Here is a 15,229-nt window from a genome sequence, read left to right on the forward strand (position 1 = left end):
GCCAGACGTCACGAGGGAGGTGACCCAGCATGACCACGGTGTTGCAGGCGTACCAGTTCGCTCTCGATCCCACGCCGCGGCAGCGGGCCATGTTGGGCTCGCACTGTGGCGCGGCGCGGTTCGCCTACAACTGGGCACTCGCGCAGGTCAAGGCCGTGCTGAACCAGCGGGACGCCGAAGCCTCCTACGGGGTCGCGGAAGCCGACCTCACGCCGACGATGAACTGGTCGGCCTACAGCCTGCGCAAAGCCTGGAACGCGGCCAAGCACGCGGCGGCACCGTGGTGGAGCGAGAACTCCAAGGAGGCGTACTCGTCCGGGCTGGCGAACCTCGCGACCGCGCTGGACAACTGGCACACCTCCCGCACCGGCAAGCGCGCCGGTCGCGGGGTCGGGTTCCCCCGGTTCACGTCCAAGCGGCACCGCGCTTCATGCCGGTTCACCACCGGCCAGTTCGGGCTCGCAAGCTCGGACCGGCGGCATGTGAAGCTGCCCCGCATCGGGTTGGTACGCACCTGCGAGTCCACCCGCACACTCGCCCGGCACGTCGAACGCGGCACCGCCCGTATCCGGTCGGCCACCGTGTCGTACCGGCGCGGCCGGTGGCACGTGTCGTTCTCGGTGGAGATCACCAAGACCGAACCCAACCCTGCCACCACCGGCGGCACCGTGGGTGTCGACCTCGGGGTGAAGTCACTGGCGGTGCTGTCCACCGGGGAAACCATCGCCAACCCCAAACACCTCGACCGTGCGCAACGCCAACTTCGCCGCCTACAACGGCAAGCCGCCAGGCGCGTAGGGCCGGACAAACGCACGAAGCGAACCCCGTCGAACAGGTGGCACAAGACCCAGCGGCACGTATCGAGACTGCACGCGCGGGTGTCCAACGCCCGCCGCGACGGGCTGCACAAACTCTCCACCCGACTCGTGCGCGAGTACGACACGATCGCGGTGGAAAACCTCAACGTCGAGGGCATGAAACGCAACCGTCGGTTGGCTCGCCACATCGCCGACGTGGGCATGGGCGAGCTACGGCGCCAACTCGACTACAAAACCACCTGGCACGGCCGCGCCATGATCGTGGCCGACCGGTTCTACCCCAGCTCGAAAACCTGCTCGGACTGTGGCGTGGTGAAAGCCAAACTGCGCCTGTCCGACCGCGTCTTCACCTGCGATCACTGCGGCCACACCGCTGATCGCGACCTCAACGCGGCCCGCAACCTCGCGGGCCTGGCGGCGTCCACGGCGAGTTGCGTCGGGACGGAAAACACGCCCGCTGGAAACCCACCTAAGACCAGCTCCGCTGGCACCGGGTATCGCCACGGGAAGACCCCGGACGGAACCGGGGTCAACGCCGCGCCGCAAGGCGACGGCTCAGGAACACTCTGACACGTTTCCTGAACGGCCCACTACCGGGTGGACCCGTGCGGCGCACCGGCCATCGCCCGGCCTACCGTGGACCCGTGCGTTTCGGGTTTCTACTGCGCCCCGGCTGGATCGCGTCGCTCCTGCTGGTGGCTGTTTTCTCCACGCTCTGCTTCACGGTGCTGGCACCGTGGCAGTTCAGCAGGCACAACGAGACGCAGGTGCGCAACGACGCGATCCGGGCGTCGATGCGGGCGGAGCCCAAGCCGTTGCGTGAGGTGCTGCCCCGTGGGGAGGCGCCGAGCTCCTCGACCGAGTGGAAACGGGTGACTTTCACCGGTCACTACCTTTCCCGGGGTGAGACGCTGGCCTGGCAGCGCACCGTACTCGGCGAACCCGCTTTCGAGGTGCTGACCCCGTTCCGGCTGGAGAACGGTGGGACGGTGCTGGTGGACCGCGGCTTCATCCGCCCGGTGGAGTCGACCAGGGCACCGGAGTACGCGGCCGCCCCGGAGGGAACGGTGCGGGTGACGGCGCGGATCCGCGCGAACGAGCACGACGCCGAGCAGCGATCGACGTTCCGCCACGACGACCACCGGTGGACGTACGCGATCAACGCGAACACGGTGGAGCGCGGCGTCGACATCCCGATGCGCTCCGGTTACTTCACGCTGGTATCCGACCAGCCCGGTGTGCTGCAGGCGGTGCCGCTGCCGAGGCTGGAGTCCGGTCCCTACCTCTCCTACGCGATGCAGTGGATCATCTTCGGAATCATGGCGCCGCTGGCGTTGGGGTATCTGGTTCACAGCGAAGCGCGTTCGCCCCGCACCCCGAACGGCCGGACCTCGACCGGAGGAACGCCGGACGCGGGGAGCCCCGGGACCGGCGGGCGGAAGCGGAAATCCCGCATGTCGGTCGCAGAGCTGATCGCGGCGGAGGAACGACGGGAACAGGAGAACCGTGAGCAGCGGAACTCGGCGGGTACCTGACCGGCGAACTCCTCGCGGAACGGCTCACCTCCGCCTGCCGACGACCAGCGCCGTCACCGCGGCCAGCGCACCCCCCACGGTGCCGATCAGTCTGGACAGCTCGACACTCCGCGTGACGTCGCCACCGTCGGCGGTACGCCCCTCCCCCAGCACGGGGCGGGTCTCGGCGGCGTGCTCGTAGTCGATCCGTCCTCCCAGCCTGACGCGCAGCGCCCCGGCGAACGCCGCCTCGACCTGGCCCGCGTTGGGACTGGGGTGCGCCGAGGCGTCCCGTCGCCTGATCCGGCCGCTCTCGCGTGCCGAGCCACCGACCACCGGTGCGCACACCACGGTCAGCATCGCGGTGGTGCGTGCCGGGAGCAGGTTCAGCAGATCGTCCAGCCGCGCCGCGCCCCAGCCGAACGCGCGGTACCTGCTGCTCCGGTTCCCGATCATGGCGTCGAGCGTGTTGGCCGCCCGGTAACCGACGAGACCGGGAACTCCCGCGAGGGCTCCCCAGAACAGCGGGGCGATGACCGCGTCCGAGGTGTTCTCCGCCACCGATTCGACCGTGGCACGCGCCAGTCCCTGGTTGTCGAGATCATCGGCGCGGCGACCGCACAGTCCGCGGAGTCTGGAACGCGCCGCCGCCAACTCACCGGAGTCCAGATGAGCGGCCATCGCACTGCCCTCCCGCGCCAGGGAGGCGCCGCCGAGCACGCTCCAGGTGGTCAGGGCGGTCAACGTCGCTTCGGCGACCGGCGAACGCCGGACCATCCGCTGGGAAATCACACCGAGTCCCACGGTCGCGCCGACCAACCCGGCGGTGTGCAGCACGCCTGCCGAACGGCTGTCGCGGTAGGTGACCGACTCGGCCCGTTGGGCGGTCCTGCCGAACGCCGCCACCGGATGTCCGCGTTTCGGATCCCCCAGAACCGCGTCAGCGGCTACGCCGAGTAATAAACCGACCGCCCGCCCCGAGCTCACGGCAATTCCTCCTCGCAAGGTCGACCACGTCCGTGGCGCACGCTACCTTTCCGTGACGACACGAGGCGCACCGAGGCCACGAGTAACGGAGTGTTTTCGGTGGCACCCGCGACCGGGGTTATCGTGGCTGACCGTGACCGCCGATCACGAAGCCGTCGAGCCGCGCTCCGGGGCGATGCCGAACGCCGTGCCGCCCCACGGCGCCCCGGTCGCACGTCAACCTGGGCCGGAACGGATCACCGGGGCCGGAACGGACGGCGCGGACCTCGCGAGAACCGCTTCCCCGAACAGCGGAACAGCCGCCGCGGGCGACGAGGTCCCGGACAGCCCGACGGCCGAACGGGACCTTCCGGCGGGCGCGGAGGTCGACTCCGGTGAACGACGCCTGCTGCTCTACCGTCACCTGCAGGTGAGCGGTCACCGCACCTACCTGACGATCATGCGGCTGTTCACCTCCACGCTGCTGGCGGATCTCTCCGCGGCGGAGGTCGCGGGAACGCTGGCGGTGGCCGAGCGCGAGGGCAGGATCGCCGAGGGCGAGTCCGAACTGTCGACCGTGGTCGAACGGCTGCGCAAGCTCCGCGAGTGGGGCAACCTGACCCACGGCAGACGTGAGACGACCGCGTCCAGCATCGCGGAGTTCCAGCACGGCAGTGTCCGCTTCCAGGTGAGCAAGCTGGGTGTCCGGGTGCAGCGGGACGTGGACGCGCTGTTGCGGGTTCCCGAGGGCGCCCGGGAAGTCTCCAAGGAGTTGCTGCCGGCCATCGAACGCGGGCTGAGCGGGATCGTGGAGCTGCTTCCCGAGGAGACGAGCGCCGAGGCCCTGTCGGAGCAGACCAGGGAACGCCTCTCGGAACAGGTCACCACGGTCTTCCTGCAGCACTCCGAACTCGCCGACACCGTTCGCGACTTCTACGCCTACCTCGGTCAGGTGGTCACCAGGCATCACCTGAACGCGGGCGAGATATCCGGTTTCCGGAATCTGCTGGTGGAATACATCCAGTCGGTGGTCGAGGACGTGATCCGCCACACCGAGCCGATCGCGGCGTCGTTGAGCGTGCTGGCGCGGCGTCGGGACCAACTGCTGGCGGCGCTGGGCACCGTGGAGGACCTCGGTGACGAGGTGGAACGGGCACGCGGCAGGACCGGGGCCGACTGGCAGGAACTCACCGACTGGTTCCTGGACTCCCCCGGCAGGCCGAGCCAGGTGTCGGCCCTGCGCGAGGCCACCGCACGCGCGATCGGCTCGTTGCTGGCCAGCGTCAAGCACGCCACCTCGGGCGGTGGGCCGGTACCGGGGCGCCGGAGCGATCTGCTCCACCTGGCGCGTTGGTTCGACGACTCGGACCAGGCCGGGGCGCATCGGCTCTACGCCGCCGCTTTCGGGCTGTACTCCTCCCGGTGTTTTCAGCCCGCCCCGCCGCACGACGGGGACGAGCACGCCACCAGTTGGCTGGCGGGAAACCGCGTGGAGATCCCGGTCAACGTCCGCAACCGCGCCGATCGGAGCGGCAGCGGCGGCACCTCGCGGGTACTGCACGATCCCATGACCGAGCGGCAACTGCTGGACGAACGCCGCGCCGAGCAGCAGCGACGTGCCGCTGCCGTGGCGGAGCTGGCCGCGGCGGCGGAAAACCTGGCGGGGAGCAGGCTCTCCGCCGACGCGCTGGAAGTACTGTGCGAACTGCTGACGCTGGCGATGGCCGATCGGGAGGATCCGGCCGAAACCCGCACGGCGCTGGAACCGGTTCACCGACTGCGGCTGCGGATCCGACACAGCCCGGAGGGCCCGACCACGATCTCCAGCGTGCGCGGCGAGCTGACCCTGCGGGACACGGCGGTGGAACTGGACGTCTCCGAGATGTCCGGGAGGTTCACCACGACCGGCGCCGCGAACCACGAGAACGTCACCGACGGAGCGATCCGATGAGAACACGGGAGACCTCGGTTCCGGGGTTCGACCGACTCGGCGATATAGACGCGGCCAACGTGGTGCGCTGTGCCAGGACGCTGCTGCGCCGCCCGTTACTGCACGCGGCGAGTCAGGACGGCGACCTGCTGGGCATGATCTACCGCCACCGCGAGGTGCTGCGGGAACTGTTCGCCACGCTGCTCGGCTACCGGCTGGTGATCCGCAGGCGGTACGCGCGGTTGTACAAGTCCGGCCCCAGCCGGGACGCCACCAGGGCGGTCCCCACCCTCACCCCGCGTGGCTACGCCTACGTGGCGCTGACGCTGGCCGCGCTGACCGGGTGCGGAAAGCAGGTGCTGCTGTCACGGCTGATCGACGACGTTCGTGGAGCCGCGGTGGAAGCGGGGATCACGATCGACGACGAGCCCGGTGAACGCAGGGCACTGGCCACCGCGCTGCGCCACCTGGTCGCCCTCGGGGTGCTCACCGAGACCGAGGGCACGGTCGGCCCGCTCGCCGGCGACGCCACGGCGGAAGCGCTGATCACCGTCGACACCGATCTGCTCGGTCAACTCGTGACCGGACCGCTGTCGGAGGCCGACGGTCCGCAACGGCTGGTGGAGCTGGCGTCGGGCAGTGCGGGCGTGCACGCGGCCACTGTGGAACAGGCCGTGCGGCGCAGGCTGGTGGAGGATCCGGTGGTGCACTACCGGGATCTCCCGGACTCGCAGGCGAACTGGTTGCGCAGGCACCGTGCCGGTGAGACCCGGCTGCTGGAGCGGTACTTCGGTATCGTCGCCGAGTCGCGTTCGGAGGGCATCGCCACGACCGACCCGCAGGACTACCTCAACGACACGTCGTTCCCCGGTAGCTCGACGGTGGCGCGCGTGGCCCAGCTCGCGATTCCGCGGCTGCTGGACGGCTCAGCGGCCAGGGAGGGCGACCACCGGCACCCGGTGGCGCGGGAGGATTTCGGCAGGGTCTGCGGGGAGCTGCTGGAGAGGTATCCGGCCGCCTGGTCCCGCCGGGCGATCGAGGACCCGGAATCGCTGGTCACGATGGTGGTGGACCTGCTGCGGCGAGTGGGCGTGCTGATCCCGCACGAGTCCGGGGATCCGGAGTGGTGGCTGCTCAGCCCCAGCGCGCACCGCTGGCTACCGATCCCCGACGGTGAACCGGCACCGGCGGAGCGGGAAACCGAACCCCCCGCCGAAACGGCGGTACCCGACCTAGCGTTGTTCGACTATCCGGAAGGAGAACCCGCCCGGTGAGCACGGAAGCGGTGACGCAGCCCGACAGTGCGGCAGCACAGCACCTTTCGACCGCTTCCGGCGGAGAATCCCCCGGAGGGGAAGGGGGCGGCAGCCGGTGGCGCCTGCGGCGGGGCGGCGTGGTCAACATCTGGCAGTACGCCAACCAGACGTTCGACCTCAGCGGTGGACGCGCGATCTTCCAGGGGACCAACGGCTCCGGGAAGTCCCGGACCCTGGAGTTGCTGCTGCCGCTGTGCCTGGACGGTGATCTGCGGCAGATCGGGTCCAAGGGATTCGACACGGTCAGCATGAAGCGGCTGATGCTCGACGAGCGCGAGAGCGGTGGCAACCGACTCGGCTATGCCTGGGTGGAACTGTCCAGGATCTCGCACGACGGCTCCGAACGGTTTCTGACCTGTGGGATCGGTGTGAAGGCCACCGCGACCTCGAACCAGATCAGCGATTCGTGGCGGTTCGTCACCGAACGCCGGATCGAGCACGACCTGCGGCTGATCGGTCCGGGAGAGGTGCCGCTGAGCCAGCCCCAGCTGCGCGAGGAGCTGGGCGCGGAGTGCTTGCACGACGAGCAGTCCTTCCGGGCGAAAATCGCGGGCACGGTTTACGGCATCACCCCGGAGCGCTACGGCGATCTGCTGCACCTGCAGCGCACGCTGCGCAATCCCGACGTCGGGCTGCGGGTGCAGGAGGGACAGCTCGAACAGATCCTGTCCGACGCGCTGCCGCCGCTGGACTCGACGCTGATACAGCGGTTGGCGACCTCGTTCGAGGACCTGGAGTCCATCCGCGAGAACATCCTGCGGCTGACCACGGCCGACAGCGCGCTGAGCTCGTTCCTGACCACCTACGCGGACTACGCGCTGACAGTGCTGCGCACGCGTGCGAAGGCGTCCCGCGAGGCGGCCAGGCGGCGCGACTCGCTGCACACCACGATCGACGAGCTGGCCGAGCGGTACCGATCCGAACTGGACAAACGTTCCGCGAGCGAGGAACGGGTGGGCGAGCTGGAGCGGCGTGACCGCGAGCTGGACTCCTCGCTGGGGGCGCTGCGACAGAGCCCGGCCTACACCGAGCTGCAGAATCTGCACGACCGCAGGGCGCTGGTGGACAACGAGCGCTCCGCGGCGGAAGGCGCGCTGCGCACGGCCGAACGGCACCGTGACCAGGAACAGCGCTCGGTCTCCACGGTGCTGGGCATGCTGGAACGACTGAGCTCGGACATCGACGCGGCCGAACAGCACCGCCAGCAGGCCGATGCCGGGCTCAGGGCGTCGGGGCTGGACGGTTCGCTGGCACCGGCGATACCGACGATGCCTCCCACCGAGGCCACGGTCCGCTGGGAGGTCGTGCGCGGCACGGCCGACAGCGGTTCCGAATGGCTCGACGTGGCACGGCACATCCCCCCACAACCCGACACCGAGGAACTCGCCTCGCGGCTGCGTGAGGTCGACGAGCACGCCGCCGGGGCAATCGAGGCCGCGCGGGAACGCGGTGCGTTGACCCTGGCACTGCGGCAGCAGGCCGAGGAGACGGATCGGCAGCGGGCCGAGGTCTCCGACGCCGAACGGCAGGCCGAAGCGGCGAAGGTGACCGCCACGGAGGCGGCCGCACGGCGCAACCAGGTACGGCAGGACCTGTACGACACCGCCGTGACATGGCTGGACCGGGTTCGACGCTGGTGGCACGACGGCGCACTGGTGAGCGAGGCGGCGGGAACACCCCCGCCTCCGGAGTCGCCGACACCGGAACAGCTGACAGCCGACCGCTTCGCGGCGCGCGGCGCTCGGGAGCGGATGCGCGAGTGGGCGCAGCCGGTGCTGCATCGCGTGCGGATGCGCATCACCGAGCTGGACCGGAAGCTGGCGGAGACCCGTTCGGCGGTGTCCGAACGCGACACCGAACTCGCGGAACTGCGTTCCGGCGGCGAGCGGGTACCGGCCTCGCCCTCCTGGGCCACCGCGGAACGGGATCCGGACTCGGGCGAGGCGTTCTACCGACTGGTGGACTTCGCGGAATCGCTGTCCGAGCCCGAACGCGCCGCGCTGGAAGGTGCGCTGGAGGCCTGCGGGCTGCTCAACGCGTGGGTGACGACCGAGGGCACCGCCACCGACGTCGCCACCTCCGACGTGGTGGCGACCCCGGGAGAGCGGCTCACCGGGGGATCCCTGTCCGACCTACTGGTGCCCGCCGCCGAACCGGACTGCCCCGTCCCCGAGGCGCGGATCGAGGCGTTGCTGCGCTCGGTCGCCGTGGACGACACGGCGGAAACGGCGGTGCTCAGCGACGGCCGCTGGCGCAGCGGTGTGCTCTACGGCGCGTGGCGCAAGGAAACGGCCGAGTACGTGGGCGCTGGGGCTCGCGGTGCCGCTCGGCAGCAGCGCATCACCCAGCTGGAGGCCGAGCTGGCGGAACTTCGGGCGGAGCTCGGTGAGGTGGAACGGCAGCGGGCCGACTCGGCACGGCGTGCCGAGTCGCTGGAGCGCGAGCTGGAGTCCTACCCGGACGACGACGAACTGTTCAGCGCGCACGCGAGGCTGAGCAGCGCCGTCGACGACGCGGACGAGGCACAGCGCACCGCGAACCGGTTGCGGCAGGTCCACGAACAGGCGGAGGCGCGCTGGCAGGCGATGCGTTCCGAGCTGTCCCGCGCGGCGGGCCGAGCTGGGTTGAACCCGGAGACCGAAGCGCTGCAGGAGGCCAACCGGTCCGCCACGGATGCCCGACGGGCGTTGGGAACCCTGCGCGAGGCGATCGGTTCCCGATGCCTCGGCACGTTGGAGCAGCTGGGCACCACGGTGCTGCACCACGACGCGACGGTGGCCGACCGGATGGCGGCGGAGTCACTCGCCGAGCAGCACTGCGCGAACCACGCCGAGCAGGCCGCCGCGCTGGCGGAGTTGACCGCCTCCGTCGACGACGAGGGCAGGCGGGTCGCCGAACAGGTCACCGAGCTGACGCGGGAGCAGGAACAGCTCCGCGAGCGGCTACCCGAGGTCAGGGAGCAGGTCTCGGCCGCCCGGGAGGAGGCCGGGAAGCTCGACGAGAAACTGACTGCGGCTCGTGCCCGGTTGTCCGAACGCGAGTCGGAGAGCCACGAGGCGGCGAGCGCGCTGCGTCGGGCGATGGAACTACCGGGACTGTGGGCGGCGGCCGTGGCCGCCACCGAAGGGGAGCTGCCCGAAGAACCCGGTGGGGTCGAGGAGTCGGTGACCGCGCTGCTGTCCACCGCGGTGGCCCGGTCGTCACCGGGCAGCACGACGGCCAAGGCGGTGCACGACAAGCTGCACCCGCTGAAGCAGTCGCTGAGCGGTCACTTCGACGTCACCACGGCCGAGGAGGACGAGGTGCTGACCGTGACCGTGATCGGCGAGGAGGGGCCGCTGCCCGTCGCCGAGGCGGCCCTGCGGATAAACCGGCGGTTGGCCGAGCAGCGCGAGTACCTCAACGAACAGTACCGGTCGATCTTCGCCGACTACCTCATCCGCGATCTCGCGGAGCGGCTGCGCGACCAGATCGCGGTGGCCCGGGATCTGTGCGACCGGATGAATCGGGTGCTGGAGGGGGCGCGCTCCAGCCAGGGGGTGCACGTGCAGCTGGACTGGCAGCCCGCCACCGCGCTGAGCGAGGACATGCGGCAGGCCATCGAGGTGGTCCGGAAACCGTTCGCGGAACGCGGGGAGCAGGAGGACGCCCTGCTGCGGCGGGTCTTCACCGATCTGATCGAGTCGCAGCGGGAGAGCGTTTCCGGCGGTTACGGTGAGATCCTGTCCAAGGCGCTGGACTACCGGGACTGGTACGAGTTCACGGTGCGGGTCCGCGACTCCGGCCCCGACAACCAGCGGCGAGTGCGGCGACTGCGGCAGTTGTCCTCGGGGGAAACCCGGCTGGTGTCCTACGTGACCCTGTTCGCGGCGGCCGCTTCGTTCTACGACGCCATCGAGTCCGCGGCCCAGCAGCACGACCCGTTGCGGCTCGTACTGCTGGACGAGGCGTTCGAGCGCCTGGACGACCCGACGGTGGCACGTATGCTGGGATTGCTGGTGGATCTGGACATGGACTGGATGATCACCTGGCCGAGCGGTTGGGGAGTTTCCCCCAAGATCCCGAAGATGCACATCTACGACGTGCTGCGACCGCGCAGCGGGCACGGAATCGCCTGCACCCACACCGTGTGGAACGGTCGCGGTCTGGAGCGGACGGAACATTGAACGATCCCGAGAGCATTCGCGCCGTCTGGGACCTGCCGGAGCTGCGGGGCCTCTGGGAACGCGCCAGGCAGGCGCTGGAGGCCGCCGACCGTCCCGCGACGTTCCGGCTGGAGCTGCCGGACGAGCGGACCCGCCAGAAGGTGGGCGAGGTCTACGGCCGCCCCATGTGGGGGCAGGGAACCAGGATCAATGTGTCCAAATTGGATGAATCGCTGCGCGCGGGCGGACCCGGCGTCGACCTGGAACGGTTGCTGGAGATCCTGCACGAACGACCGGTCACCCGGCAGGAGTCGGGTTCGCGACGCCGAGGACACGAACAGGACCGGACCGTCGGGGTGCTGAACGCGGCGCTGGCCGAGCACGGCCTGGCGGAACAGCCGTGGGCCGCGGCGTGGACCGACTGGGTGAGACAGTACGGGCGGGTGGCCGACTCGGACCTGGACGCGACCGCGGAACGGGCCGCCGCCGTACTGGCACGTCTCGTGCTGGACCCGGATCGGCAACCACGGGTCCGGTGGTCGCGCACCGAGCTGGCAGCGCGGTGCGCCGGGAGCGAGTACGAGCTGGACAACGGAACCACGTTGAGCCGCGTGGTGCTGCGTGCAGCATCGATGGCGCACGGCACGGACTCACCGGGCGGTGAGCGCGAACGCCGGACCCTGTGGGAACGCTGCGGAGTCACGCCGGACGGAATCTCGGCCACGGTGCCCTGCTGGGCACTGCCACTGTCGGGGGAGGACGCGTGGTCGGGCACCGTGCGGGAACGCACCGAGCTGGGACTGCCGACGCACCTGACACTCCTCGACCTCCGGGCCGCCCCGGAACCCCTGGTCGAACCGGGCACGGTGATCGCGGTGTGCCAGAACACGCGGACGCTCGAAGCCGCCGTGACCGCCGGTGTCCGGCACCCGCTGGTGTGCCTCTCCGGACGTCCCGGCACCGTGGCGCTGGAACTGCTCGACCGACTGCGGGCCGACGGGGCGGTGCTGCGGTTGCACTGCGACTTCGACTGGACGGGGCTCTCCGTCGCGGGGGCGCTGTACGAGCGGCCGGGATTCGTGCCGTGGCGGATGTCGGCGGCGGACTACCGCGAGACGGTGAACCGGGCCGCCGCCCGGCGCACCGACCTGCGGATCCTGGACGAGAACCCCACCGAGGCACCGTGGGACCCCGAGCTCGCCGAGGTCATGTCCAGCGCGGGACGTGCCGTCGAGGAGGAGATCGTACTCGACGATCTGCTGCACGACCTGCGGAACGGCCTCGACGGCCCGGTGGCCTGACAGGAGTCGGGTGTCCCGGCGATTTCGCGAGAAATTGACGCCGCGGGTGGCGACCACGACACCGGTTGCCACCACGCGATCAGCCGCGCTGCACGGCCCGGGAGAGCTCAAGCGTCGAGCGTGAGTTCGGCGCGCAGCGGAAGCTCGGCGACGCCGCGTCCGGCGAGCACGGTGAAGGTGCCGGGTTCGAAACTCCAGCCGCCCGCGGCTGAATCCCAGTGCCGGAACGCGGCGGCCTCCAGCCGCACCGGGACGCTCGCCTCCTCACCGGGGGCGGCCTCGATCGTGGCGAATCCCGCCAACCACAGTGCGGGACGGTCCACAGCCGACTCGGTCCGCCGCAGGTACAGCTGCACGACCTCTTTGCCGTACCGATCGCCGGTGTTGCTCAGCCGCACCAGGAACAGTGCGTCCTCCCCGGCACCGATCCGGTCCGGCCCCAGCAGTGCGGAGTACTCCCACTCGGTGTACCCCAGGCCGTGCCCGAAGGAGTACGCGGGCCGCCGACCGGCTCGCTGCCACGCCCGGTAACCGAGGTGCGGACCTTCGGTGTAGACCAGCTTCCCGTGGTCGGGGCGGGTTTCGAGCACGGGCACGTCCTCCTGACGCAGCGGCCAACTGGTCGGCAGCCGACCACCCGGCTCGCTCTCCCCCAGCAGGACGTCGGCCAGCGCGTTACCGCCCTCCTGTCCCGGGAACCAGCTCAGCAGCACGGCGGGAACCTCCTCGTGCCACTCCAGCTCGACCGGTGCGCCGGAGTTCACCACCACGACGGTGCGCGGATTCACCCGGGCGACGGCGCGGACGAGTTCGCGCTGCTTGCCGGGCAGCACGAGCGTGTCCCGGTCGAAGCCCTCGCTCTCGGTACGCGCGGTGGTACCGACCACGACGACGGCGGCATCGGCCTCGGAAGCGGCCGACACCGCCTCGGAGAACTCGCGCTCCTCGTCCGGTCGCGCCGGGAGCAGCCCCAGTGTCACGGCGCTGAGCGGCGCACCGGACACCCGATGAGTGGCGAGCGCGTCGAACGGACGCTCCGGTTCGAGCTCCACCGGCACCGTGGCGTACGGCGGGGCGAGAACGCCCGCCGCCGGATCGTCGCCTTCCGGTTGGAGCGTTCGCTCCAGCACCACCGAACCGTCGACCGACAGGGTGTGTTGCCCCACACCCGCCACGCCGAGTTCGTACTGTCCGCCCGCTGTCGGGTGCACCCTGGCGATGACCTCGACAGTGTCCGCTCCGTGCGGTTCCGAGCCGGTCCACATCAGTTGGGCGGTTTCACGGTGCTCGGTGGCGAGCAGCTCGCCCCGCGCGCCGCGGAAGCGTAGCCGCACTCCGCGTTCCGAGGTCTCCGGATCGGTCAGCATCTCGGCCGGAACCGGTTCGAGTCCGTCCCGGACGGTCACCCCTTCGCGATGGACCACCTCGGTCGTGGGTTCGAGCGCCGCGCGCAGTCCCTCCAGCGGTGAGACCGTGTACTCCGGCACCACGCTGGAACTGCCACCTCCCTGGATTCGGGCGGCCGAGGCGTTGTGGCCGAGTACGGCCACCCTGCCCAGCTCGGAACGCCGCAGTGGCAGCAACGGCCCCTCGTTGCGCAGCAACACCATCGAGTCGGCCGCGACCTCACGAAGGATTCGGCTCCGGTCCGACGCTGTCGGCTGGGCATCACGCGGGGCCGGATCATCGAACGGGGTCGGGTCGTCGAGTTGGGTCGGGTCGTCGAGCGCGCCGACGCGCGCGGCCAGCCGAATGATCCGGCGCACCTTCTCGTCGACGGTGGCTTCGGTGATCCGTCCGGCACGGATGGCTTCGAGCAACGGCTCACCCCAGACCTCGGAAGGTCCCGGCATGGCGAGATCGTTGCCCGCCGCGGCGGAATCCGTGCTGCGCACCGCGGTCCAGTCCGAAACCACCACCCCGTCGAATCCCCAGTCCGCGCGCAGTGGATCGGTCAGCAACGGGTGTTCGGTCATGGTGTGGCCGTTCACCCCGTTGTAAGCGGACATGACCAGCCAGGCGCCGGCGGCGACCACGCGTTCGAACGGAGCCAGGTAGACCTCGCGCAGGGTGCGCTCGTCTACCCGGACATCGACGGTGTAGCGCTCGGTCTCGGAGTCGTTGGCGACGTAGTGCTTCGGGGTCGCGGCCGTACCGGCTTCCCGCAGTGCGGTGACATAGGCCTCGGCCGTCCGCCCGGTCAGCAGCGGATCCTCGGAGAAGCACTCGAAATGCCTGCCGCCGAGCGGACTGCGGTGCAGGTTGATCGTCGGGCCGAGCACCACGTGCACCCCCTTGCGTCGCGCCTCGGCGGCGAGGAGTCCGGCGGCTCGGGCAACCGTCGACTCGTCCCAGGTCGCGGCGAGGGCCGTGGGTGAGGGAAGGCAGCTCGACGGATCACGCTCGTCCCAGAACTCACCGCGCACTCCGGAAGGCCCGTCGGAGAGGAGCACACTTCGCAACCCGATCGCGGGCTCGGCGGGGGTGTGCCAGAAATCGGCACCGCTGATCAGTCGGACCTTGCGTTCGACGTCGAGGCGCCCCAGCAGTTCCTCGATGCGCTCGTCCGTGATGTGCGGTGGTCTCATGACGGACTCCTCCTCCGCGATCCTGGAATCGCTCTCGGCCGGGAAGGCGTGGTGGCGGAGCCTACGGCATCGGTCGCACGGGAACCGACAAGCGAGACGAGCCCGCGAACGGCCCGTCGCTCCCCGACCGTGTCACGTTCCCAGCCGTGTCACGACTCCTGCCGTCGTCGATACCGCGCGGCGCAGTGAGCGGACGACGGAGCGAAGTGGACGGCGCCGGTGCTCACTCCTCGTCGTAGCGGCGGTAGAAGTCCTTGAGCAGCTGGTGCGCCTTGCGTGTGGGGGAACCGGTTATCTCCACGCTGTCCGCGCCCAGCCGCAGGATCACGCTCTCCTGGTTGTTGCGTCGCAACCAGGACTGCACCAACGCGACGATCTTCCGGACACCCGAGCCGGACAGCAGACCGCGCACCACGAACTCGCGGGTGCCCACCCGCTCGTCGTGGATGTCGCCGAGGCCGGGATCACGGTCACGCCGTTGCAGGGATTCGATCCGCAGCCCGAGCAGTTCGTGTTCCAACGAACAGGTGAGCCGGTCCAGCGCGGCACGGTCGGTCCCGGTCACCGGTACCAGTGTCAGCTCGATCGAATCGGCGTGCTCGGTCATGAACTTCCAACCACGTTCGGGAGTGCGAGCTGCCGCGCGCCCGC

The 15,229-nt window shown here is 70.2% G+C and carries 9 protein-coding genes; 6 read left to right on the forward strand and 3 right to left on the reverse strand.

Translation table 11 applies throughout. The features are described 5' to 3' along the window. Window positions 1-29: 29 nt before the first annotated feature. Window positions 30-1,388 carry an IS607 family element RNA-guided endonuclease TnpB gene (tnpB, locus tag BM150_RS20715; protein ID WP_092929171.1) on the forward strand — a complete coding sequence of 453 codons (1,359 nt, stop codon included), beginning with the start codon at window positions 30-32 and terminating at the stop codon, window positions 1,386-1,388. 74 nt (window positions 1,389-1,462) lie between these two features. Continuing rightward, a complete protein-coding gene (locus BM150_RS20720) occupies window positions 1,463-2,353 on the forward strand; it encodes an SURF1 family cytochrome oxidase biogenesis protein (protein ID WP_092929353.1) in 891 nt (296 codons plus the stop codon). Between the two features lie 24 nt (window positions 2,354-2,377). Here the strand turns inward: BM150_RS20720 and BM150_RS20725 are convergent, their stop codons facing one another. Beyond that, window positions 2,378-3,319 carry a cobalamin biosynthesis protein gene (locus BM150_RS20725; RefSeq protein WP_092929173.1) on the reverse strand — a complete coding sequence of 314 codons (942 nt, stop codon included), beginning with the start codon at window positions 3,317-3,319 and terminating at the stop codon, window positions 2,378-2,380. Window positions 3,320-3,452: 133 nt separating this feature from the next. Between BM150_RS20725 and BM150_RS20730 the strand changes: the two genes are divergently transcribed. From BM150_RS20730 to BM150_RS20745, 4 genes are read left to right on the forward strand one after another with little or no spacing between them, the layout of a single operon-like run. Further along, window positions 3,453-5,249, forward strand: coding sequence for a DUF2397 domain-containing protein (locus tag BM150_RS20730; protein WP_245755650.1), 1,797 nt, complete (start codon window positions 3,453-3,455; stop codon window positions 5,247-5,249). Beyond that, complete coding sequence (locus BM150_RS20735) at window positions 5,246-6,502, forward strand: TIGR02678 family protein (protein WP_092929175.1); 1,257 nt, start codon at window positions 5,246-5,248, stop codon at window positions 6,500-6,502. The genes BM150_RS20730 and BM150_RS20735 overlap by 4 nt, the downstream gene beginning before the upstream one ends. Continuing rightward, window positions 6,499-10,710, forward strand: a complete 4,212-nt coding sequence (locus BM150_RS20740; RefSeq protein WP_092929177.1) for a TIGR02680 family protein — start codon at window positions 6,499-6,501, stop codon at window positions 10,708-10,710. The genes BM150_RS20735 and BM150_RS20740 overlap by 4 nt, the downstream gene beginning before the upstream one ends. Next, window positions 10,707-11,990, forward strand: coding sequence for a DUF2399 domain-containing protein (locus BM150_RS20745; protein WP_092929179.1), 1,284 nt, complete (start codon window positions 10,707-10,709; stop codon window positions 11,988-11,990). The genes BM150_RS20740 and BM150_RS20745 overlap by 4 nt, the downstream gene beginning before the upstream one ends. 107 nt (window positions 11,991-12,097) lie before the next feature. Here the strand turns inward: BM150_RS20745 and BM150_RS20750 are convergent, their stop codons facing one another. After that, the gene (locus BM150_RS20750; protein ID WP_092929181.1) at window positions 12,098-14,578 is read right to left on the reverse strand and encodes a beta-glucosidase family protein; all 2,481 of its coding nucleotides are present in this window, start codon (window positions 14,576-14,578) and stop codon (window positions 12,098-12,100) included. 223 nt (window positions 14,579-14,801) lie between these two features. Then, entirely contained in the window at window positions 14,802-15,185 is a 384-nt protein-coding gene (locus tag BM150_RS20755) for a hypothetical protein (RefSeq protein ID WP_092929183.1), read from the reverse strand. Window positions 15,186-15,229: the final 44 nt, after the last annotated feature.

The sequence above is a fragment of the Actinopolyspora alba genome (assembly GCF_900112765.1).
Lineage (GTDB): Bacteria > Actinomycetota > Actinomycetes > Mycobacteriales > Pseudonocardiaceae > Actinopolyspora > Actinopolyspora alba.